The 21,687-nt window shown below is 74.0% G+C and carries 22 protein-coding genes; 5 read left to right on the top strand and 17 right to left on the bottom strand.

The genetic code is table 11. The features are described 5' to 3' along the window. Positions 1 to 117: 117 nt before the first annotated feature. On the top strand, positions 118 to 720 hold the full coding sequence (locus OHU74_RS32335; RefSeq protein ID WP_371619178.1) for a TetR/AcrR family transcriptional regulator: 603 nt from the start codon (positions 118 to 120) through the stop codon (positions 718 to 720). Between the two features lie 24 nt (positions 721 to 744). On the opposite strand, the gene OHU74_RS32330 is transcribed toward OHU74_RS32335, so the two are convergent. From OHU74_RS32330 to OHU74_RS32315, 4 genes are all read right to left on the bottom strand, one after another. Continuing rightward, on the bottom strand, positions 745 to 2,049 hold the full coding sequence (locus tag OHU74_RS32330) for an MFS transporter (protein WP_371619177.1): 1,305 nt from the start codon (positions 2,047 to 2,049) through the stop codon (positions 745 to 747). Next, entirely contained in the window at positions 2,046 to 2,711 is a 666-nt protein-coding gene (locus OHU74_RS32325; protein WP_371619176.1) for a helix-turn-helix domain-containing protein, read from the bottom strand. The genes OHU74_RS32330 and OHU74_RS32325 overlap by 4 nt, the downstream gene beginning before the upstream one ends. 101 nt (positions 2,712 to 2,812) lie before the next feature. Next, entirely contained in the window at positions 2,813 to 3,646 is an 834-nt protein-coding gene (locus OHU74_RS32320; protein WP_371619175.1) for an enoyl-CoA hydratase/isomerase family protein, read from the bottom strand. Between the two features lie 66 nt (positions 3,647 to 3,712). Beyond that, on the bottom strand, positions 3,713 to 4,480 hold the full coding sequence (locus OHU74_RS32315; RefSeq protein ID WP_371619174.1) for a PIG-L deacetylase family protein: 768 nt from the start codon (positions 4,478 to 4,480) through the stop codon (positions 3,713 to 3,715). 142 nt (positions 4,481 to 4,622) lie between these two features. On the opposite strand from OHU74_RS32315, the gene OHU74_RS32310 reads away from it, so the two are divergent. Continuing rightward, a complete protein-coding gene (locus OHU74_RS32310; protein ID WP_371619173.1) occupies positions 4,623 to 5,111 on the top strand; it encodes a DUF3887 domain-containing protein in 489 nt (162 codons plus the stop codon). A gap of 10 nt (positions 5,112 to 5,121) precedes the next feature. Here OHU74_RS32310 and OHU74_RS32305 read toward each other — a convergent pair whose 3' ends face one another. From OHU74_RS32305 to OHU74_RS32295, 3 genes are all read right to left on the bottom strand, one after another. Continuing rightward, positions 5,122 to 6,435, bottom strand: a complete 1,314-nt coding sequence (locus OHU74_RS32305) for an alpha/beta fold hydrolase (protein WP_371619172.1) — start codon at positions 6,433 to 6,435, stop codon at positions 5,122 to 5,124. 184 nt (positions 6,436 to 6,619) lie between these two features. Further along, positions 6,620 to 7,705 carry an S-(hydroxymethyl)mycothiol dehydrogenase gene (locus OHU74_RS32300; RefSeq protein WP_371619171.1) on the bottom strand — a complete coding sequence of 362 codons (1,086 nt, stop codon included), beginning with the start codon at positions 7,703 to 7,705 and terminating at the stop codon, positions 6,620 to 6,622. Positions 7,706 to 7,813: 108 nt separating this feature from the next. Then, positions 7,814 to 8,773: a LysR substrate-binding domain-containing protein gene (locus OHU74_RS32295; protein ID WP_371619170.1), complete on the bottom strand. Its 960-nt coding sequence runs from the start codon at positions 8,771 to 8,773 to the stop codon at positions 7,814 to 7,816. Between the two features lie 70 nt (positions 8,774 to 8,843). On the opposite strand from OHU74_RS32295, the gene OHU74_RS32290 reads away from it, so the two are divergent. Continuing rightward, complete coding sequence (locus OHU74_RS32290) at positions 8,844 to 9,803, top strand: dihydrodipicolinate synthase family protein (RefSeq protein WP_371619169.1); 960 nt, start codon at positions 8,844 to 8,846, stop codon at positions 9,801 to 9,803. A gap of 22 nt (positions 9,804 to 9,825) precedes the next feature. On the opposite strand, the gene OHU74_RS32285 is transcribed toward OHU74_RS32290, so the two are convergent. Then, positions 9,826 to 10,683, bottom strand: a complete 858-nt coding sequence (locus tag OHU74_RS32285; protein WP_371619168.1) for an N-acetyltransferase family protein — start codon at positions 10,681 to 10,683, stop codon at positions 9,826 to 9,828. A gap of 140 nt (positions 10,684 to 10,823) precedes the next feature. Between OHU74_RS32285 and OHU74_RS32280 the strand changes: the two genes are divergently transcribed. Further along, positions 10,824 to 11,849: a DUF5954 family protein gene (locus OHU74_RS32280; protein ID WP_371619167.1), complete on the top strand. Its 1,026-nt coding sequence runs from the start codon at positions 10,824 to 10,826 to the stop codon at positions 11,847 to 11,849. Between the two features lie 358 nt (positions 11,850 to 12,207). Further along, positions 12,208 to 12,888, top strand: a complete 681-nt coding sequence (locus tag OHU74_RS32275) for a LysM peptidoglycan-binding domain-containing protein (RefSeq protein ID WP_371619166.1) — start codon at positions 12,208 to 12,210, stop codon at positions 12,886 to 12,888. A gap of 43 nt (positions 12,889 to 12,931) precedes the next feature. Here OHU74_RS32275 and OHU74_RS32270 read toward each other — a convergent pair whose 3' ends face one another. From OHU74_RS32270 to OHU74_RS32230, 9 genes are all read right to left on the bottom strand, one after another. Next, positions 12,932 to 13,537: a response regulator gene (locus OHU74_RS32270; RefSeq protein ID WP_371619165.1), complete on the bottom strand. Its 606-nt coding sequence runs from the start codon at positions 13,535 to 13,537 to the stop codon at positions 12,932 to 12,934. Further along, positions 13,534 to 14,772 (bottom strand): sensor histidine kinase, encoded by a 1,239-nt coding sequence (locus OHU74_RS32265; protein ID WP_371619164.1) that lies wholly within the window; start codon positions 14,770 to 14,772, stop codon positions 13,534 to 13,536. Before OHU74_RS32265 ends, OHU74_RS32270 begins: the two co-directional genes overlap by 4 nt. A gap of 51 nt (positions 14,773 to 14,823) precedes the next feature. Beyond that, positions 14,824 to 15,540: an ABC transporter permease gene (locus OHU74_RS32260; protein WP_371619880.1), complete on the bottom strand. Its 717-nt coding sequence runs from the start codon at positions 15,538 to 15,540 to the stop codon at positions 14,824 to 14,826. Between the two features lie 2 nt (positions 15,541 to 15,542). Continuing rightward, positions 15,543 to 16,544: an ABC transporter ATP-binding protein gene (locus OHU74_RS32255; RefSeq protein WP_371619163.1), complete on the bottom strand. Its 1,002-nt coding sequence runs from the start codon at positions 16,542 to 16,544 to the stop codon at positions 15,543 to 15,545. A 153-nt stretch (positions 16,545 to 16,697) separates the two neighbouring features. Continuing rightward, entirely contained in the window at positions 16,698 to 17,618 is a 921-nt protein-coding gene (locus OHU74_RS32250) for a squalene/phytoene synthase family protein (RefSeq protein WP_371619162.1), read from the bottom strand. A gap of 39 nt (positions 17,619 to 17,657) precedes the next feature. After that, the gene (locus OHU74_RS32245; protein WP_371619161.1) at positions 17,658 to 19,364 is read right to left on the bottom strand and encodes a serine/threonine-protein kinase; all 1,707 of its coding nucleotides are present in this window, start codon (positions 19,362 to 19,364) and stop codon (positions 17,658 to 17,660) included. A 95-nt stretch (positions 19,365 to 19,459) separates the two neighbouring features. Then, the gene (locus tag OHU74_RS32240) at positions 19,460 to 19,735 is read right to left on the bottom strand and encodes a GlsB/YeaQ/YmgE family stress response membrane protein (RefSeq protein WP_371619160.1); all 276 of its coding nucleotides are present in this window, start codon (positions 19,733 to 19,735) and stop codon (positions 19,460 to 19,462) included. 145 nt (positions 19,736 to 19,880) lie between these two features. Continuing rightward, positions 19,881 to 20,855 carry a hypothetical protein gene (locus OHU74_RS32235; RefSeq protein WP_371619159.1) on the bottom strand — a complete coding sequence of 325 codons (975 nt, stop codon included), beginning with the start codon at positions 20,853 to 20,855 and terminating at the stop codon, positions 19,881 to 19,883. Then, positions 20,852 to 21,649 (bottom strand): phosphatase PAP2 family protein, encoded by a 798-nt coding sequence (locus tag OHU74_RS32230; protein WP_371619158.1) that lies wholly within the window; start codon positions 21,647 to 21,649, stop codon positions 20,852 to 20,854. Before OHU74_RS32230 ends, OHU74_RS32235 begins: the two co-directional genes overlap by 4 nt. Positions 21,650 to 21,687 lie beyond the last annotated feature (38 nt).

Genomic DNA, 21,687 nt, shown 5'->3' with positions numbered 1-21,687 from the left:
CTCTGCGGAGCGGCCCCGGGGGGCGGCCGGTGGTGTGGCACATTGACCTCTTGCATCCCCTTGGCCTCTTGCATCCCAGGGCCTCTTGCATCCCATCGACCCCCCGGAGGTGTTGCGGTGAGCACGGTCAGTACGGGCCGCCCGTCGTTGACGGAGCGGCGCAGGGAGGCCACGCGGTTCGAGATCGCGGAGGCCTCGGCCGCGCTGTTCTCCGAGCGGGGGTACGAGGCCACGACGGTCGACGACATCGCACGGGCCGCCGGCATCTCGCTGCGCACCTTCTACCGCTACTGCCCGGCCAAGGAGGACGCGCTGACCCCCGTACTCACGGCCGGGGTCGCCACCCTGGTGGAGGAGCTGGCCCTGCGCCCGGCGGGCGAACCGCTCACCGAGGCCGTCCAGGCCGCCTTCACGACCGCGACGGCGGGTGCGCGCTACGAGGAACCGGGCCAGACGGTCCGCCTGATCCAGGTGATGAGCGGGGTCCCGGCGATCCGCCTGCGCTGGCTCGCGGCCGCCCGCGCGATGCAGGACCGCCTGATCCCGGTGCTCGCGCTCCGTACGGGCCGCCCCGAATCCGCCCTGGAGACCCGCCTCCTGGCGGCCGTGCTCATCGACGCCGTCACGGTCGCCCTCGAACACTGGGCCGCCGAGGACGGCCGCGACCCCCTCCCCGCCGTGTCGGCCCGCGCCCTCGCGCTGCTGCGGCTGGAGGAGTAGGCCGTCCCTTCCAGATCCTGCCGGTCAGTTCGGGCAGGTGCTCGTGGACGGCTCGGGCACACCGCGGCGGGCCCACAGGAGGGCTCCCGCCAGCAGCGCGGCGCCTCCCACCAGCCAGGGCAGCGGACCCGGCCCCAGGACGCCGATGGCCAGACCGGTGAGGGCTCCGGCCAGTTGCAGGGCCAGGGACTGGACCGAGAGCGCGGTGGCCCGGCCGGCACTGGAGACGCGGCGGTGCAGGATGTCGTTCTCGCTCGGTCCCGCCGCACCGATGCCGAGGTAGACCAGTCCGTAGCCGGTGGCCGCCAGGACCATGGAGCCCACCCCGGTGGACAGCGCGGTGACGCCGAGCAGGAGCAGGCCGACCGCACTGGCGCCGAGGCTCGCCATGACGGCACGCTCTCCGCTGCCCGCGAGCCGGGCGGCTGCCGGTGCGAGGTGGCTGCCGACGCCGGAGCAGACGAATCCGGCGCAGGCGAGCGCGGCGAAGAGCACGGCGCCCGAATCCGATGCGCCCGTGAGGGCCGCGGCGCGTCCGGGAGTGAACAGTTCCAGCGCGGCCAGGGCGCTGCCGGCGGCCCCGGCGCTGAGGAAGATCCGGCGGACCATCGCGTCGCGGCCGCCCAGGCGCAGTCCGTCCACGACGGTGACCGGGATGCCCCGGAGCACCTCGCGCAGGGTGGCCGCGGGCCGGGACGGCTCGGGCAGGGCGGCCAGGATGTACAGCACGAAGGCAATCTCGACCGCCGCGCCCAGCAGCAGAGGCACGGAGAGCGGCAGCACCAGCCCGGAGGTGGCTCCGCCCAGCCGGGCGCCGAGGTCGGGGCCGGCTCCGAGCAGCCAGGGGAGGGTGCCGCCGAGCAGGGTGCCCGCGGCGAGCGCGGCGGAGGTGGCCGAGGAGCCGCGGGCCAGGCCGGTGCGCAGTTCGGCGTCGGGGCCGGAGTGTGCCTGGAGGGTGTCTACGTACCAGGCTTCGGCCGGTCCGCTGGACAGGGCCCGGCCCGCGCCCATCAGCACCATGCCCAGGCCCAGGAGCCAGGGGGCGGAGCCGAGGCCGAGGAGGGTCAGGGCGGCCAGGTTCAGCAGCCCGGCGGCGGCCAGGACGGCGCGGCGCCCCAGGACGTCGGAGAGTCCCCCGGTGGGCAGTTCGAGCGCTGCGGCGACCAGGGAGTGCGCGGCGAAGAACCCGGCGATGGCGGCCATGGTCATGCCGCGCTCGGTGAGCAGCAGGATCAGGGGGGCGACGGTCAGCCCCAGCGGCAGCCAGAAGAGGGTGCAGGCCGTGACGTAGCGGCGGCGCGCGGCGGGTATGTCCAGCCGTCCGGTCACGACGCCGCCTCCCCGGTGCCGGTGGCCGCCGGGGCGGGCGCGGCGGCGGGGGCGTCCGGTACGGGCTGCGCGGCGGGTTCGCGGGGGGCCAGGGGCAGCCCTGCGGTGAGGAGGACGACCCGGGCCGCGCGGGGGTCCTGCGCGTCGCGGCCGGTCAGCTCCTCCAGCTTCCGGTCGAGGACCTCCCAGAGTTCGGTGAGCGACTCGGGGGTCAGGCGGGGCATCAGGTCGTCGATCCTGGCGGGCTCCGCCCACTCCCGCCCCAGGCGGCCGTCGGCGATGTCGGCCTCGTGCCGGACGAGGGAGGCCTCCAGGTGCTGGATCTGGGCCCGGCGCGAGAGACCGACCCAGGCGCGGCTGTCCGGCGAGGCGTCCATCGCCCCGTTGCTCCAGGAGGTCACCAAGTGCACTGCCCGCCAGCGGCGTTCCCGCCCGTCGCGGTGCTCGGCCTCGGCGACGAATGCGTACTTCGCCAGGACGCGCAGGTGGTAGCTGGTGGATGCGGAGGACTCCCCCGTGCTCACGGCGAGCTCGCTCGCGGTGGCCGGGCCGTCCTGCCGAAGCAGTCCGAGCAGCCGGATCCGCAACGGGTGCGTGAGGGCCTTCAGGGCTGCCGCGTCCCGTTCGGGATCGATGACACGTCTCTGCTCTTCGCCGATCATGACGGGAGGCTAGATCATTCCGGGGCTTTCCAAAAGTTTTTTTGCAGAACTTCCTTTGGAATCCGGTGGACCGGCCGCCCGGGACCTCAACCGCCGCGCGCTCAGGCCCCCGTGAAGCGTGGTGGGCGGCGGGACGCCTTGGCGGTGTAGCCCTCGCGGGAGTCCTCCGAGGTGAGGGTGAGGGCCGCCGTCATCGCCACGCGGTCCAGGGCCGCGGGCAGGGCGGCGTCCGCGTAGGAGTCGACGGCCCGCTTGATGCCCTGGACCGCGAGGGGGGCGTTGGCCGCGATCTCCGCCGCGAGGGAACGGGCCGTCGATTCCAACTCGGCGACCGGCACGACCTGTTGGACCAGGTTGAGCCGCAGCGCCGTCTGCGCGTCGATGCGGCGGCCCGTCAGGGCCAGGAACTTGGCCCAGCCCGCGCCCGCCTCGCGGGCGATGCGCAGGTCTCCGCCGGCGTCGACCGCGACGCCCAACTGGGCTTCCGGCAGGGCGAAGACGGCATCGTCCGCCGCGATCCGGATGTCGGCCATCAGGGCCAGCTCGAAGCCGAAGCCCAGGCAGTAGCCCTGCGCCGCGGCCACCACCGGCTGCGGCAGCCGGGCGAGGACCGCGAAGCGTTCGTGGACCCAGCGGATGCCCTCGTAGTAGTTCCGGTTCCGCTCGGCGGCCGAGGCTCCCGCGATCGCCCCGCCCGGGGCCGTCACGTCGATGCCCGCGCAAAAGGCCCGCCCTTCGGCCCGCAGCAGGACCACCCGTACGTCCGGGTCGAAGCGGATCCGGTCCGCCAGCAGGCCCAGCTGGCGGGTGGACTCCCAGCTCCAGCCGTTGAGTTTGTCCGGGCGGCAGAGGGTGAGTTCCGCGATCCCGTCCGCGACCTCCAGACGGATCCGTTCCTCACCCTCCGCGATCTCCGTGCCGATGGTGTCGATCACGCGGACACCCTAAGCGGTCTCGGGGAAATGGGGTACGTTTCCGCGAGACCGCTTAAGGCGGACCGCTCAGCGCGGGAAGACCTCGAACGCCACCGCCGGCCGCCCGCCGAACCGGGCCGCCGCCTGCTGGGCGTTGCCCGTCAGGAAGTTGCGCACGTAGGTCTGCGGGTCCTCGTCCGTCAGGACCTCGATGTACGCCTTGTGCTCCATCAGCGATTTCACCGAACGCTCCAGCCCCGGACCGGCGTCGGCCGCGTGCGTGGGCGTCGTGGTGCCGGACACCGCGACCCAGCGCACCCCGTCCCAGGGTTCCAGCCCCTGCTCCGCGATGAGTTCGGGGAAGATCCAGCGGTTGCCCGCGTCGCCCGCCGCGTCCAGGGTGGCCCGGCCGACCGCCTTGTGGTCGGGGGTGTTCCACCAGCCGCCGCCGTCGGCCCCGCCCCATGTGTCGCGGTGGTTCATGGTGATGACCAGCTCGGGCCGGTGCCGTCGGATGGCGGCCGCGATGTCCCGGCGCAGTGCGAGGTTGTACTCGATCACGCCGTCGCGGTAGTCCAGGAACTCCACCGTGGACACTCCGACCACCGCGGCGCTGGCGCGCTGTTCGGCTTCGCGCAGCGGGGCGCAGGCGACGGGGTCGATCGTGTCGATGCCCGCCTCACCGCGCGTGGCCAGCAGGTAGACCACCTCGCGGCCGCCGTCGGTCCAGTCGGCGATGGCCGCCGCGCACCCGTACTCCAGGTCGTCGGGGTGGGCCACCACGGCGAGCGCGCGCTGCCAGTCGGTGGGCATCGGCTCCAAGGGCGCTGCGGCCGTGTCCAATTGTTCAGTCATGCGTCGCACAATAGGCGAATGGACGGACAGGGCCCTGTAGTGGCGCTGCTCGACGTCGTGGGGACCTTTCCCGGGCAGCTGCCGCGGCCGAAATGCGACCGCCGTGCGGGCGTCCTAGCATGAACGGGAGAAGGGGAGAGCCATGGCCCTGATGTCCGGCAAGCCAAGGACGCGCGGCGGGAAGCGGCGGTTCGTTCGGATCGTGCCCGCGGTCGTGCTCGCTTCCAGCGCCGTGCTCCTGACGAACGTTTCCCCCGCGACGGCCACGGTCCCGGCCGCGATGACGGTCGCGGCGCGGGCCGATGACCAGCAGGATGACAAGCAGCTCGCTCTCGATGCCCTCGACGAAGTGGTGCGGGGCGACTTCGACGCCGTCTCGGGCCGCTTCGACGAGACGCTGCGCCTCATGGCCTCTCCGGAGCTCCTCGCGCGCTCCTGGCAGGACTACCAGGAGCAGTTCGGGCCCTATCTGTCGCACGGGGATCCCCAACAGGTCGCGTCCGCACAGGGGATCGTGGTCAACGTGCCGCTGCGCATGACGAAGAAGCCCGGAGAGTTCCGCGTCACCTTCAACGAGGCCGGACACCTCACGGGGCTGTACTTCCTGCGAACGGGCATACCGGTCCCGTAGTCCGCCCGGGTCAGACCTCTTCGCGTACGAGCGCCAGCAGCCGGTCCAGGACGCGCGGGCCGCCCGCCCGGACTCCGTCGTGGTCGAACTCGTCCGTCACCCAGGTCCGCAGGCCCCGGACAGCCCGGGCGGTGGCCAGGGAGTGCGCGGTGTCCACGTACATGTCGTCGTGGTAGACGGCGGCGGCCACCGGCACCTCGTTGGCGGCGAGCCGCGCCGGGTCGTACAGGGGCGTCCAGCCGGTGCGGGCGGCCAGCAGTGCGGCGGTCTCGCGCAGCGGGGCGAGCGCCGGGTCGCAGTCGAAGTGCCAGGGGTGGACGGTCTCGCCGGTGAAGTACAGCGGCTCGTCGCCCTTGAGGGTGCGGGCGGCGTCGAAGCGCGGCTGGTCCGCGCGCACCCGGTCGGCTGCCCAGCCGAGGGGCGCGGCCGGGTCCTGGGCGTAGATCGTCTCGTGGATCAGGGCGTACAGGGGGTGTCCGGCGAAGGAGAGCTGGGCGTGGACGGCCTCCAGGAAGGCGTCCGAGAGTGCAGGCCCGGCCGTGGTGGGGACGAAGGCGTCCTCCAGCAGGTAGTGCAGCTGGTGGCTGCCGTCCGAGACGCCGAGGAGGAGGCCCAGGGACTGGAAGGCCTCGACCGTCAGCCGGTAGCCGCCCGGGAGTTCGGCGGGGTGGTCGTGGAGGTGGGCGGCGATGCGCCGGGCCCGCTCGACGTCCATGGGGTAGCGGGCGTAGTGCTCCCGGTTCTTGCGCTCCATGCGGGGGTACGCGGCCTCGTACACCTCGGTGGCGGTCGCGTCGAGGGAGGGCAGCCCGCCGGTGATCAGGGCAGCGGTCAGCCCCTCGGGGGCGGCGCCGAGGTAGTGGGTGACGCAGAACCCGCCGAAGCTCTGGCCGAGGACGGTCCAGGGCGCGCCGCCGGTGAGGAGGGGGCGGATGGTCTCGGCGTCGCGCACGATGGAGTCGGCGCGGAAGTGGGCGAGGTACTCGGCCTGCTGCGCGGGGGTGCCGCGCAGGGGCAGGGTCTGCCGGTTGAGCGGGGTGGACCGGCCGGTTCCGCGCTGGTCCAGGAGGAGGACCCGGTACTCGGCCAGGGCCCGCTCCAGCCAGGCCTGCCGGCCGACGAACCGGCGGGCGCCGAAGCCGGGACCGCCCTCCAGGTACAGCAGCCAGGGCAGGGACTCGGGGTCCTTCCCGGTGGCCACCAGCTCGCGCGCGTACAGCTCGATCCGCTCGCCGCCGTCCGGGCGGGCGTGGTCGAGCGGCACCGTGAAGCGGTGGTCGGTGATGACGACACCGGGCTGACGGTAGCTGGCACTGGAGGTCACGGACGGCCCCTTGGACGGCGGTGCCCCGGCCGGGTCGCGACCGGGGTGCGGAATGGCGGTGCGGCCGAGTCTAGTACGACTCTCCGCTACGCCCTGCCCCTTACCTGCAGGGCCCGGCCCCTCGCGTCCTCACCGCAGGGACCGGGCCCCTCGCGTCATAGCCGCCGAGCCCGGGCCCCTCGCGTCAGAACTCGACCACCGAACGGAGCACCTCTCCGCGTTCCATCCGCTCGAAGGCCGCTTCGACCCCGTCCAGTGCGATCCGCTCGGAGACGAACGCGTCGAGGTCCAGGCGGCCCTGCAGGTAGAGGTCGATGAGCAGGGGGAAGTCCCGCTCGGGCAGGCAGTCCCCGTACCAGGAGGACTTCAGGGCGCCGCCGCGCCCGAAGACGTCCAGCAGCGGGAGTTCGAGCCGCATCTCCGGCGTCGGGACGCCGACCAGGACCACGGTGCCGGCCAGATCGCGCGCGTAGAACGCCTGCCGGTACGTCTCGGGGCGGCCGACGGCCTCGATGACCACGTCCGCGCCGTTCCCGCCGGTCAGCTCCTGGATGGCCTTGACCACGTCCTCGGCACCGCCGTTGACGGTGTGCGTGGCGCCCAGCCCGCGCGCCCACTCCAGCTTCCGGTCGTCCAGGTCCACCGCGATGATCTTCGAGGCGCCGGCCAGCCGTGCGCCCGCGACGGCCGCGTTGCCCACGCCCCCGCAGCCGATGACGGCCACGGAGTCCCCGCGCCCGACGTTGCCGGTGTTCAGGGCGGCTCCGAGGCCGGCCATCACCCCGCAGCCGAGCAGGCCGGCGGCGGCGGGCGAGGCGGCCGGGTCCACCTTGGTGCACTGGCCGGCCGCCACCAGGGTCTTCTCGGCGAAGGCTCCGATCCCCAGGGCCGGGGAGAGCGGGGTGCCGTCCTCCAGGGTCATGGGCTGGGTGGCGTTGTGCGTGGCGAAGCAGTACCAGGGCTTGCCGCGCTTACAGGCCCGGCAACTCCCGCACACCGCACGCCAGTTCAGGATCACGAAGTCGCCGGGGGCCACGGAGGTGACGTCCGGGCCGACCGATTCGACGACCCCGGCGGCCTCGTGGCCGAGCAGGAAGGGGAACTCGTCGTTGATCCCGCCCTCGCGGTAGTGCAGGTCGGTGTGGCAGACCCCGCAGGCCTGGACCCGTACGAGGGCCTCGCCCGGCCCGGGATCGGGCACGAGGATCGTCGTCGTCTCCACCGGTGCGCCCTTGCTCCGGGCGATGACCCCTCGTACGCGATGCGTCACGTGCTACCCCGATCTCATTCACGGTCCGGTCGGGTCCGGTCCGGCTGCTCCGACGGATCCCCCCGGTCCGGCCAACGTACACGCGCGTTCACACATGCGGGAGTTGCCTCATGCCCCCGCGCGCCGGGGGTCCAGCTCCGGCGGCACCGCCGAGCGCAGCGCCGCGCCGAAGGCGGCCACGGCCGGGTGGGCGCCGGCCCCGCTGCGGAAGGCCAGCTTGGTGCGGCGTTCCATGAGGAGGCGGGTGAGGCCGACGGCCGGGCCCGCGTGCCCGGCGATCCCCAGCTGCGGCACCACCGCCACGCCCTGGCCGGCCCCGACCAGCGCGAGGACGGTCGCGAAATCGTCGACCCGGTGACGGATCCTCGGGGCGAACCCGGCGGCCTGGCAGGCCCGTACGGTCATGGCGTGGCAGAGGGTGCCGTGCGTGGCCATGATCCAGGGCGCGTCGGCGTGCCTGCGGAGCATCGCGCCCTGGTCGGGTCCGGCGGCTCCGGCGCCGGGCACGGGCGCCGGGGGCTCCGCCTCCGCCGGGGCCGCCGGGGCCGCCAGGTACATCGCCTCCCGGTACAGCGGCTCGGTGGCCAGCCCCGGCTCCTCGGGGGTGGGGACGAAGTCGTACTCGTGGATCAGGGCCACGTCCAGGTCCCCGGCCCGCAGCGCGTGGGCCACGGCCGCCGGGTCGGTCTCGGACACCATCGGCTCCAGCCCCGGGTGGCGGCGGCCCAGGGCGACCAGGGCCGCCGGGACGATGGCCCGGGTGGCGGTGGGGAAGGACCCGATCCGCAGCGCTCCGGCCAGGCCGCTGCGGGCTTCGGCGAGGTCCGCGTCGGCCTGTTCGAGCAGTTCGAGTACGGCTTCCGCGTAGCGGACCAGGTTCTGCCCGGCGGGGGTGAGGCGGACCCGGCGGCCGGTGCGCTCCAGCAGGGCCAGGCCAGCCTCGCGTTCGAGGACGCCGAGCTGCTGGGACACCGCCGAAGGGCTGAAGGACAGCGCTTCGGCGACGGCGGCGATGGTCCCCCGGCGGGCGAGTTCGCGCAGCAGGCGCAGGCGTCGTACATCGAGCATCGGATCAGCTTACGGTTCAGGTAAGAAATGCGAACTGGATTCGACGCTCGGAGCGAGCAAAGCTCGACGCATGACACCGAACCACTCCACGCGGAGCCTGCGCGGGATCCACGTACCGCTCGTCACCCCCTTCACCTCCACCGGCGAGGTCGCCGCCGAGGCCCTGGAAGCGCTGGCCCATGAGGTGCTCGGCGCGGGCGCCACCGGGATCGTGGCCCTGGGCACCACCTCGGAGGCCGCCGCCCTCGACGAAGGGGAACGCGACCTGGTCACCGACGTCTGCGCCCGGGTCTGCCGGGAGCGGGGGGCGCTGCTGAGCGTGGGCGCCGGGGCGAGCGCGACCCTCGCCGCCGAGGCCTCGCTCGTCCGGCTGAAGCGGTGGCCGGAGGTGCACGCGGCGCTGGTGAGCGTGCCCGCGTTCGTCCGGCCCGCGGCCGCCGGGGTGCTCGCGCACTTCACCCGGCTCGCGGAGGTGAGCCCGGTGCCGCTGATCGTCTACCACGTCCCGTACCGGACCGGGCAGCCGCTGGACGCGGCCGCGCTGCGGGCGATCGGAGCGCTGCCCGGGGTGGCGGGAGTGAAGTACGCGGTCGGCGCGGTCGATCAGGACGCGGTGGAGCTGATCGGCGACCTGCCCGAGGAGTTCGAGTTCCTGGTGGGCGACGACGCGTACCTCTCCGCGCTGCTCGCGCTCGGTGCGGCGGGCGGGATCCTCGCCTCCGCGCATCTGGCGACGGCCTCCTTCGCCGCACTCGCGACGGCCTGGAGCGCGGGCGGGGCGGGCGACGCGGACCGGGCCCGCGCCCTGGGCCACGGGCTGGCCCGGCTCTCCGCCACGCTCTTCGCCGAGCCCAACCCGGCGGTGATCAAGGGCGTGCTGTACGCGCAGGGCCGGATCCCGACCCCCGACGTACGGCTCCCCCTGCTGCCGGCGAGCGGGGCCGCGGTGGCGGCGGCGCAGCGGGAACTGGGCCGCCTCCAGGACGCGTTCCCGGGGCTCGGCGGGGAGGCCGTACGGGCCCCCGCCTAGGCAGCCTCGCGCGGACTACGGCCTAGAAGCCGATGTAGCGGAACTCGTCCAGCACGGCGAAGCCGGTGTTGTCGTAGAGGCTCATCGCCACCTCGTTGCCGCCGAAGACGTTGAACATCATCGCCTCGTCACCGCCCTGCCGGGTCGCCCACTCGCCGGCGGCCATGGCGGCCCGTCCGTAGCCCTTGCCGCGGTGCTCCTCGTAGACCTCCAGCGAGAAGCCGAAGGTCACGCCGGGCAGGAAGCCGTGGTTCACCCAGCCGGTGCCGATCACTTGCCCCTCGGCCTCCAGCGCGTAGAAGGCGTGACCCGGGGTCAGGTACCCCTGCGGAAGGAACTTCTCGAAGTCCTGGTCGGACTTCTCCTTGGCCTGGGCCGGGGTCAGGGCTCCGGCCCGGACGATGTCCGCGATGTACGCGGCCTCCTCCCCGGCGTACCAGCCCGGGTACTCCTCCTCGGTGAGCCGGCGGACCGTCAGGCCCGCCGGCAGCTGCGGCTGCTCGGCCACGGCGCGCATCCGGTTCTGTCCCCGTACGGGATAGTCGGCGAAGGGCCCCGCTCCGCCTCCGCCGGTGATCCGGACCTCGGCCCGCTGCGCGCCGTGCTCGGCGCACCACCGCTCGGCCCACGCACGCCCGTGTGGCGCCGTCAGGTCGTGGATCCGGCCCAGGGTCGCCCCGTTCTCCTCGGCGACCTCGACCGCGGCCCACCCCGTGCCGTCCGTGGCCACGGTCCAGCCGTCGATGCCCTTCGCGGCCCGTTCCAGCAGGGCCCGCGCCAGCGGTTCCGAGCAGCCCGCGGCCCGGTATCCGGCCAGCACCCGCTCCCGGAACCCGGCCCGCCACTCCCCCTGGTCCGCCACGATCTCCATCTCGTCCATCCGCCCACCCTAGGCGGGACCACCGACACAGCGGAGTGCTAAACCCCCGCCGCGGCGGGGGTTTAGCACAACCTCAATGATTCGGGACCGAGTTGTGGATGCTCCCCGCCGACCGGCCGGGGGTGTGCCGAGAATGCGGTATGAGCAGTGAGGTACCTCCCGGGCGCGAGCACCTCTACATGAACGTCGAGCAGGCGCGGCATCCGGTGGCGGCCGCGCAGGAGGCCGACGCCTCCGACGCGGCGCGGAAGTACGACCACTACGTCGTCCGGGGACCGCTCTTCGGGATCGCCTGCCAGCCGGTGGGCGGCGGGCACCGGTGGCAGGTGCTGAACCCGGTCGCCTGCGGGGTCCCGCAGGACGCCCGGGACGGCCTGAACTCCTCCCTGTGGTTCCGGGCCAAGGACGACACCGACGACCGGGAGGTCCGCCGGGAGCTGCTGGCGGCCGTCGCACGACTGGAGACGGAGCCCCTCAACGAGATCACGGCGGCCGGCACCCGGTACCGGGTGGTGCGGTGCGAGGAGCTGCTCTACTGCAACAGCGAGGGGCCGGAGCCGCCCCGGCCCACCGATCCGGAGCCGCCCGAGCGCGGCTGGGACCCGGGGGCCCGGGATCCCGGGCTGGACGCGGACTTCGTGATCGACCACATCGCGGCGACGAGCGTCATGGAGGCCACGGAGCGGCTCGCGCTGATGGGCCTGCAGTACCGCAGCCCCCGCTATCCGGCCAAGGTACGGGCGGACTCGCGGCGGGCGGTGCGCACCCATGCCGGGATCGTGCTGCTGCCGGCCGCGTTCCGGGTGCTGGAGCGCACCGGGGCGGGCTGGGAGCCGGCGAGCACGCTGCTGGCGAGCCCGCACGCGGCCCGGCGGGCGCTGGTGCACATGCTGACGTGGCTCTGGCCGGCCGTGTACGAGCTCCCGGAGCCGGAGCGGGCCGGGTACGCCCGGGCGGCGGCGGATTTCCGGGCCGCCGGTGACGCGGACTCGGTGCGCCTGGACGACGGCCGCGAGCTGCTGATCGTACGGATGCGGCGGGTGCTGCGGATCGGGCCCGACGGGCCGGAGGCGGCCCGCCCGTCGGACGAGGTGGAGGGCGGCTGCGGGCCCTCCCGGCTGCACCCGCCGATGGACGAGGACGGCAGGGTCTCCTACGAGACCTGATTGACCCTTGATGGGCGATTCGCCGCCAACGGGCGGGTCGCCCGAATCAGGTGCGGCGACGGGCGACTTGCCCGTTTTGGGGACCCGTCCGGAATTCCGTGATGTGAGTCACGCCCGCCGGATCAACATCATTCCCCCGGAAGGGTCGATTCCCTTTTCCCGGAGGGAATTTCCGCAATTCCCGGATCCCTTTTCAAGGTCATCCACCGGGCCGATAGCGGGAAGTGGATCTCCCGGTCGAATTCGTGTCTTGTTCCGGCCCCGCGGACTCGCCTACGTTCACCTCGTTCCCGGTGGTCAGCTGCCGAATCCGGCCGCCGCCAGGGCTCTCCCGTACCCCCACGTGAGGAATTCCGCCATGCCCGCTCAGGGAAAGCACCGTCGGCCGAAGAACAACCCGCTCACCCGCAAGCTGGCCCTCGCCGGCACCGGCGGCGCGGTCCTGGCCCTCCCGCTGATCAGCGCGACCACGGCCGGAGCCGCCGAGGTGACCGCTGCGGTGACCGCCGCCCCGACCACGTACTCCGTGGTCAGCGGCGACACCCTGGCGAAGATCGCGGCGGAGCACTCCATCGGCGGCGGCTGGCAGCAGCTCTACGAGGCCAACCGCAGCGCGGTCGGAGCCAACCCCTCGGTGATCCGTCCCGGCCTGAAGCTGAAGCTCGGCTCCCTCGCACCGGCCGCGGCCCCCGCCGCCGCCCCCGCGGCCACCGGCTACGCCAACAACCTCGACGGTTGGATCCGGCAGTCGCTCGACGTCATGGCCCAGCACGGAATTCCCGGCAGCTACGAAGGAATTCACCGCAACGTGATGCGCGAATCCTCCGGGAATCCGATGGCCATCAACAACTGGGACTCCAACGCCGCGGCCGGCATACCCTCCAAGGGCCTGCTCCAGGTGATCGACCCGACCTTCCGCGCCTATCACGTCCCCGGCACCGCCCTGGACTCCTACGACCCGGTCGCCAACATCACGGCCGCCTGCAATTACGCGGCCGCCCGCTACGGCTCGATCGACAACGTCAACGGCGCCTACTGAGCCGCGCCGAGCGCTAACCGAGCGGGCCTCCGGGCCCGCCCGGTCACAGCCAGCCCTGGCGGCGGGCCGCGCGAACGGCCTCCATGCGGTTGCGGGTTCCGGTCTTGCCGATCGCCGCGGACAGGTAGTTCCGCACGGTCGACTCCGACAGGTGGACCTTCGCCGCGATGTCGGCGACGGTGGCCCCGTCGGCCGCCGCGTTCAGGACGTCGACCTCGCGCGGGGTCAGCGGGTTCGGGCCGGCGCTGAGGGCGGCGGCCGCGAGCGCGGGGTCGATCACGGTCTCCCCCGCGAGCACCCGCCGGACGGCCGCGGCCAGTTCCTCCACCGGGCCGTCCTTCACGAGGAACCCGGCCGCCCCCGCCTCCATGGCCCGGCGCAGATAGCCGGGCCGGCCGAAGGTGGTCAGGATCAGCACCCGGCAGCCGGGGATCCGGCGCCGCAGGTCGGCCGCCGCGTCGAGTCCGCTGCGGCCGGGGAGTTCGATGTCGAGCAGGGCCACGTCCGGCCGGGTCTCCAGGGCAGCGGGCACGATCTCGTCGCCGGCGCCGACCTGCGCCACGACCTCGATGTCCTCTTCCAGTCCGAGCAGCAGGGCCAGGGCCCCGCGCATCATGCCCTGGTCCTCGGCCAGCAGCAGCCTGATCATCGGTCCTCGCCTTCGCCCGCGGTCTCGCCCGCCGTCTCACCCACGGTCTCGCCCGCCGTCTCGTACCCGGTCTCGCCCGCCGTCTCGTACGCGTCCTGGTCCACCGGGAGTTCGGCGGTGACCCGGAAGCCGCCCCGGCCCGGGGCCGGGCCGCCGACCAGGGTGCCGCCGGCCACCGCGAGCCGTTCGGCCAGCCCGGTCAGACCACTGCCCGGCGGGGTGGAGCCTACGCCGCCCCCGTCGTCCGTGATCACCAGGCGGACCCGTTCGGCGGACCCCCGCACCTCGATCTCGCATCTGGTCGCCGAAGACCCGTGCCGGATCACGTTGGTGACCGACTCGCGGACCACCCAGCCCAGCAGCGCCGCCGTCTGCGGGGGCAGCGGCGGCCCCCACTGCCGTACGACGGGCTCGATCCCGGCGGCGGTCAGGACCCCGCGGGCCCGGTCGAGCTCACCGGCCAGACTGGCCTCGCGGTAGCCGGTGACGGCCTCGCGGATCTCCACGAGGGCCTGGCGGCCGACGGATTCGATGTCGGCGACCTGGGCGAGGGCCGCGTCGATGTCGCGGGGCGCGAGCCGGCGGGCAGCCTCCGACTTCACGACGATCACCGACAGGGTGTGGCCCAGCAGATCGTGCAGGTCCCGGGAGAAGCGCAGCCGCTCCCGCTCCACCGCGGTACGGGCCAGCTCCTGGCGGGTGTCGCGCAGTTCGCGCACCGTCTCGGAGAGGGCGAGGATGGCCGCGGTGACCATGCCGGACAGGAAGGTCCCGTAGACGACGCCCACCGCCCCCCAGCCGTCGCGGTAGACGCCGATCGCACCGGCCACGGCGCACAGGCCGAGGACGGTCAGACCGAGTGTCCGGCCCCGGAGCACGGCCCCGACCGCGAGCCCGAGCAGGGGGAAGAAGGCCAGCCAGCTGCCCCCGTAGGCGAGGGCCAGCCCGCAGGTGACCGCTCCCATGGCGACCAGGCTCCAGCGGGTGCTCGCGGCCTCCCGCGCGCCCTTGTGGAAGGCGCGGAACACCACGCTGATGTAGAGGGAGTTGAAGATCAGCAGGCCGGCGCCGCCGACGAGCGGGTTGGGGGTCTTTCCCTGGATGATGTTGGAGAAGGCGCCCATGCCCATGAGCAGCCACGGCAGCAGGGAGAGCCCGCTGTTCACGCCGATCCCGGCGGGTCTGGGCAGCCGGCTCCTCTTCACCTCGGCGGCCGAGCCCGGGCTGACACCCATGTCCGTTCCCCGTTCCGCGGCGCATGCCGCCTCGCGTACCGCGCGCATCGCCTACACCGTCCGCGCGGACCGACGGTACGAGAACACCGCGTACGAGCCGAACAGCAACGCCCACGCCAGGATCACTCCCGGCGCCGCCAGCCCCGGCGCGGCTCCCGCGGCGAGTTGCTGCCCGATCTCCGCGAACCGGTGCGTCGGGGTGAAGTCGCTCAGCGTCTGCAGCCAGTGCGGGAACAGCGCGGCCGGGAACCAGAGGCCGCCGACGATCGACAGCAGCAGGTTGCAGGAGACGTTGACGAGGCCGGTGGTCTGGGCGGAGAGGCGGTAGCCGTTGCCCAGGCCGAGGAAGGTGAAGGGGAGGGCCCCGAGCCAGAGCGCGAGGACCACGGCCGCCCACTGCCAGGCGTCGAGGCGGACCCCGTTGACGAGCGCGCCCGCCGCGAGCACGGCGGCGACGGCGGGCAGGACCACGACGGAGCCGGTCAGCGCCCGGCCGGTGACCGCCTGGCGCGGGGTCATCGGGGTGACGCGCAGCTGGCGCAGCCAGCCGACGCCCTTGTCCTCGGCCACGCCCGTTCCGGCGGAGAGGGCCGCGCCCAGGGCCCCGTAGGCCGCCATCGCGACCATGGAGGCGGTCTTCCACTCGGGGTCAGCGGTGCCGAGGTTGGTGAAGAGCAGGTACATCACCACCGGCATACCGATGCCGAAGAAGACGAATCCGGTGTCGCGCAGCGTGCGCCGCACTTCGAGGCGGACATAGGCGGTGATGATCATCGGGCACGCTCCGCGGCGGTGTCGGATCCGGCCCGGGTGTCGGCTCCGGCCCGGTAGTCGGCTCCGGAGCGGGCCCCGGAGCCGGTCAGGGCGAGGAAGGCCTCGTCGAGCGAGGCGGCCGTGACCTCCAGGCCGCGGACGGCGCCGCGGTGCACGAGGGCGACGACGGTGGCGTCAGGGTCCTGGGTACGCAGCTTCGCGCGGTCCCCGGCGATCTCCACGGCGACCACCCCGGGCAGGGTGGTCAGCTCCTCGGTGGACCGCCCGGCCAGGTCGAAGGCGACGAGGGAGCCGCCGGCGGCGCGCCGCAGCCCCTCCCCGGTGTCGTCGGCCACGGCCCGGCCGCGGTCCAGGACGAGGATGCGGTCGGCGTGGGCGTCGGCCTCGTCCAGGTAGTGCGTGGAGAACAGCACGGTGTTGCCGCGCCGGGCGTACGCCCGCATGGAGACCCAGAAGGCGCGCCGGGCCTCCACGTCGAGGGCGGCGGTCGGCTCGTCGAGGACGATCAGCTCGGGGTTCCCGGCGAGGGCGACGGCGAAGCGGACCCGCTGGGCCTGGCCTCCGGAGAGCCGGTCCACGCGGCGGCCTCCGAGGCCGGTGAGCCCGGCCAGCTCCAGGGCCTCGGCCACCGGCATCGGCGCCGGGTAGGTGCGGGCGACGAAGGCGACGAGCTCGCGCACGGTGAGCCGGGGCACGGCCCGGCCCTCCTGGAGCATCGCGCCGACCCGGCCGGAGCGCACCGCCCGCGCGGGGCTCTCGCCGAAGAGGCGCACGCTGCCCGCGTCGGGCTCGTCCAGGCCGAGCAGCAGGCTGATGGTGGTGGACTTGCCGGCGCCGTTGCGGCCGAGCAGGGCGACGGTTTCGCCGCGCCGGATGTCGAGGTCGAGACCGGCCACGGCGTGGACGGGTCCGAAGGACTTGGCGGTGTGCCGGAAGCTGACCGCCGCGGGCACGGATCGTGCCGCGGGACGGGCCGTCTCCGAATGCGTCTGCGTCATGTACGCAACGCTACGGAGCGCGGCGGCGCCCCGGCAGATGCGCATGTACGGACTGCGGCCGTACGAATGTCACTGCCGTTGGACGTCACTGTCGTTCGGATGTCACCGCTGTTCGGATGTCACCGCCTTTCGGATGTCACCGCCTTTCGGATGTCACTGCCGGACGGCGGTGCGCGGCCGCTGCGCCCTGGCGCGGGCCAGGGTGCGCAGGGGCGCCACCAGGCCGTAGCCGACGTCCTTGCGCAGGGCGCCGACGCCGACCCGCTCCACCCCCGCGAGCTGGTGTTCCATGAGCTCGGTCATCGTCACCACGACGGGCCGCAGCCCGGGTTCGGCCAGGTCGAGGAGGACCTCGGTGGCGGCGAGGGCGGTACGGGCGCGGGCGCACTCGGTGGTCAGGAGTTCCCGTACGCCCGGGGTGTCACGGGCCTGTTCGAGGTCGGCCCGGGTCACGGAGTGCTCGGCGAGCCGGTCGCGGGGGATGCACAGCCGCCCGTCCGCCAGGTCCCCGGCGAGGTCGGCGAGGAAGTCCACCCGCTGGGCGGCGTCCACGAACCGCCGCCAGGCGGCGGCCTGTTCGGCGTCGGGCCCGCCCTGGTACTGGAGCCCGGTGAAGACGAGCACGCCGGGCCAGGCGTAGGCGTCGAGGTAGGCCTGGAACTCGGCCTCGGTGGCGAACCCGTCGAACACCGCCTCCGCGGTGGCGGCGCCGTCGAGGAAGCGGAAGATCCATTCGGTGGGCAGGCCGCGGGAGCCGACGGCGTGGGCGTAGGCGCGCAGCAGCGGGTCGGGGCTCTCGCCGGTCTGCAGGGCCCGGCGCACCTCGGCGCCCAGCTCCTCCAGGCCCTCGGCCCGCTGTTGCGGGGTGCCGGTCTCGGCGACGTCGTCGACCCGGTTCATGAAGGCGAGCCCGGCCGCCAGCCAGGGCACGAGCGCCGGGTCGGCCAGCAGCCGCAGGGTCAGGTAGGGCGCGGGCTCCCGGCGCAGTACCCGGCGGGCCGTGTGCGTGTAGTCGGCGCGAAGCCGGGGGCCGGAGATCCCGGCCGTGGTGAGCGTGGTGCGCCAGCTGGGCATGGTGGTGGGTACTCCGCTTCGTTCGTCCGTACCGGACGGTCAGTTCCGGTAGACCTTCTTGATCTTGAAGTCGGTGTCCGCGAGGACATAGCCGCCTTGACCGTACGGGTCGTTGATGTACGGGCGGATCGCGGGGGTACCGGACCAGGGCGAGACGTTGAGGTAGCGCGAGCTCGGGACCGCGACGGCGAGTTCCTTCTGCGACTGCTCCAACAGGGCGGGCAGGGCGTCCCAGTTGAGCGCGGCCATGTCCATGAGGGGCTCGCCGGCCTTGACGGTGCCGTCCGGGCCGCCGCGTTTGGCGACGCCGCCCCGGTACTGCCAGGAGTCGACGGTCCTGGCCCCGGGCGCGGTGGGGATGGAGGCGATCACGTAGTCGTCGTAGACCCTCATGTCCACGAAGGTGGTGGTGCCGGCCTGCTGCTTGAAGGCTTCGATGGCGGCGCGGATGCCGGCGGGGCCGATCAGGCTGCCCTTGGGCGCGCTCGCGGTCGCGGTCGGGGCGGTGCTCGCCTTCGGGGTCGGAGCGCCGGAGGTTCCCGGAGTCGCGGTCGACGGGGACGGCAGCGCGGAGGAGGAAGGACTGCTCGGCGGTTTGGCGTCGACGCCCTTGCCCTTGCCGCCGTCGCCGTCCGCGCCGCCGCCCGGCCAGTTCAGGATGCCGATCGTCGCCCCGGCGGCCAGGACCGCCACGAGGAGGCCGCCGAGCAGGGCGGTCCGGCGGCGGGGACGGGGGTGGTGGGGGCGGACCGACCCGGGGACGGGCACGGTCGGCGCGTACGGGTTGCCCGCGCCGGGTTCGAAGCGTGTGGGGGCCGGCGGGGCTGCCGGACCCGCCGGGACCGCGGGTCCGAACTGGCCCAGGGCGATCGGCGGGGTCACCGGGGTGGCGCCGCCGAGAGCACTGCTCGCGCTGCGGAGCAGCGCCTCCAGCTCCTCGGCGCCGGGCCGCACGGCCAGGTCCCGTACCAGCAGCCGTTCCAGTACGGGCCCCAGCGGGCCGGACCGTACCGGCGCCGGGATCGGCTCGTCGAGCACCGCGACCACGGTGGCCAGGCTGGTGGCCCGGCGCAGCGGGTGCACCCCCTCCGAGGCCACGTACAGGAGCATGCCGAGCGACCACAGGTCGGAGGCGGGCAGCCCCTCCTCGCCGCGGGCACGCTCGGGCGCGATGTACTCCGGCGAGCCGATCAGGACGCCGGTGGAGGTCAGCGCGGTCGCCCCGTGCAGTGCGGCGATGCCGAAGTCGGTGAGGACGGCGGAACCATCGGTCCGCAGCAGTACGTTGGCCGGTTTCACGTCCCGGTGCAGCACCCCCTCCGCGTGCGCGGCCCGCAGCGCGGAGAGCACGTCGAGCCCGAGGCGCAGCACGTCCGCGACCGGCATCGGCCCGGAGGCCAGCCGGTCGTGCAGGGAGCCGCCCTTGACCAGCTCCATCACGATCCACGGATGGCCCTCGACCCCGTCGGCGGGCTCCACGATGTGGTGGATCGTGACCACGTTGGGGTGGGCGAGCCGCGCGAGCGCGCGAGCCTCGCGGACGGCCCGTTCGCGCAGCTGGACGGCGAGGTCGGGCTGTGCGGCGGCGGTCGCCGGGTCCGGGGGCCGGACCTCCTTGAGCGCGACGTCCCGGTGCAGCGCGATGTCCCGCGCGCGCCACACCGTCCCCATCCCGCCGCTGCCCAGGGGCCCCGCGAGTTCGAAACGCCCGTCGATCAACCGTCTGCCGGAATCACTGCTCTCCATGGCCGGTCATCGTAGGGGCCGCCACCGACGGCGGTGCGACCGGAGTGGGTGGTACCGGCAGGCACCGGGCGCGGGGAGGGACCCCGGGGCGGGGATCAGTGGCGGGAACTGCGGGAGTTGCCGAACAGGAGCCGGTAGGCGATGAGCAGGACCAGGGAGCCTGCGATGGCGGAACCCCAGGTCGCGAGGTCGAAGAAGTCGTTCTGGATCGGCTTGTCGAGGAACTTCGCCGAGAGCCAGCCGCCTATGAAGGCGCCCGCGACGCCGATGAGGGTGGTGCCGATCAGGCCGCCGGGGTCACGGCCGGGCAGCAGGACCTTGGCGATCCCGCCCGCGAGCAGTCCGAGGATGATCCAGCTGATGATGCCCATGCCTGTTCACTCCGCTTCGGTGTGCGCACCCTGTGCGCGCTTCGTCTTACCGAGGAGGACGCGCGAAGGGGTGAAACGGTTCTCGCCACAGCGCGGCGAACGCGAAGGCGGCGGCCGGCGGCGACCTGAGCCGCCGCCGGCCGGATCAGGCCGGGACCCGGTCCTTGCGCACCGCCGGGGAGGCCGTCTGCAGGGGAACCCCGGAGAGCGGTGCAGCCACCTGTGCGGCCGGTACGGATACGGATCTCGATGCCGGTGCCGGTGCCGGTGCCGGTGCTGATGCGGCGGCCGGGGCCGGGGCGGGCGCCGAGGTCCGGGTGAGCAGCAGCACGCCCCGCGCCGCCGCGAGCGCGCCCGCCACCGCCAGCAGGACGCCGACCGCCCCGCCCTGGAGGCGTTCGCCGAGCAGCACCATGCCGATCGCGGCGGCGGCCAGCGGGTTGGCCAGGTTGACCACCGCGAGCGGGGCTCCGAGGCCTCCCCGGTAGGCCCGCTGGGACAGCAGCATCCCGCCGACCGCGAAGACCACCACGAGCAGGGCCACCGAGACCACGCGGACGCTGAGCAGCGCTCCGCCGCGGCCGCCCGCCACGGCGACGGTCTGGGTCAGGGCGGAGGCGGCCGCCGAGGCCAGCCCGGAGGCCGTCGCGTGGCGCAGCCCCGAGCGCGTGTCCCTGCGTACGGTCAGCAGCACGATCACCGCGGCCGTGGCGCCGGAGACGGCGAGGGCCTCGGTCAGGGTGAGGGTGTCGTCGGGGGCGGGGCCGGAGGCGGGGAGCAGGAGCAGGCCGAGGCCGACGACGGTGGCCAGGGTGCCGCGCCACTCGGTGGCCGCGACCCGCCGCCCGGCGCCGTGGGCGCCCATGGGGACGGCGGCGACGAGGGTGAGCGCGCCGAGCGGCTGGACCAGGGTGAGGGGCCCGTACCGCAGGGCCGCGGCGTGCAGGAGCGCGGCGGCGGCGTTGAGTCCGGCGGACCACCACCAGGCGCCGTTGCCGAGCAGTGAGGTGGCGCTGCGGGCGACGGCCCGGCGGGCCAGGCGCTCCTGGGCGACGGCGGCGGCCGCGTAGGTGGCGGCCGCGGCGAGGCAGAGCAGGACGGCTACGAGGGTGGCATTCACCGGACTCCTCCTACGGTGGCCGGCTCGGGTACGGCGCGGCGCTGGGCCGGCACGCTCCGGGCCGCGACGAGGGAACGGACGGCGGGACGCGGGACGAGCAGCAGGGCGGCCCCGAGCAGCAGGGCCGCGACGACGGCGTCGAGCCAGTAGTGGTTGGCCGTGCCGACGACGACGAGCAGGGTGGCGAGGGGGTGCAGCAGCCAGAGGAACCGCCACCGGGAGGAGGTGGCCGCGATCATGCCGAGGGCCAGCATCAGCGCCCAGCCGAAGTGCAGGGAGGGCATCGCGGCGAACTGGTTGGCCATGCTGTCGGCGGCGGGCGAGGCTCCGTAGACGGTGGGCCCGTAGACCTGGCCGGTGTCGATCAGGTGGGCGGCGGCGAGCATCCGCGGCGGCGCGAGGGGGAAGGTCAGGTGGATGGCCAGGGCGGCGCCGGTCAGGACGGCCAGGACCCGGCGGGTCCAGAGGTAGTGCGCGGGGCGGCGCAGGTAGAGCCAGACGAGGAAGAGCACCGTGGCGGGGAAGTGCACGGCCGCGTAATAGGTGTTCGCGGTGTGCACGAGCGCGTCGCCGTGCAGGAGCAGCCGCTGGACCAGGCCCTCGCCGGGCAGGTGCAGGGTGCGCTCCGCGTCCCAGACCCGGGTGGCGTTGCGGAAGGCCTCGTCCGTGCGGCCCGTGGCAAGCAGGCGGCCGGCCTTGTAGACGGCGAAGAGACCGGCGACGAGCAGCAGCTCGCGCATGAGGCGGCGGCGCTGTACGGCGCCGGCCCCGGCAGGTGTGGTGTGGGAGGTCATCCCCCGGTCTCGCTTCCTGTACACGGGCACACATCGAC

The sequence above is a fragment of the Streptomyces sp. NBC_00454 genome, from assembly GCF_041434015.1.
Classification (GTDB): domain Bacteria; phylum Actinomycetota; class Actinomycetes; order Streptomycetales; family Streptomycetaceae; genus Streptomyces.
This window is presented reverse-complemented; position numbering and strand designations above follow the sequence as displayed.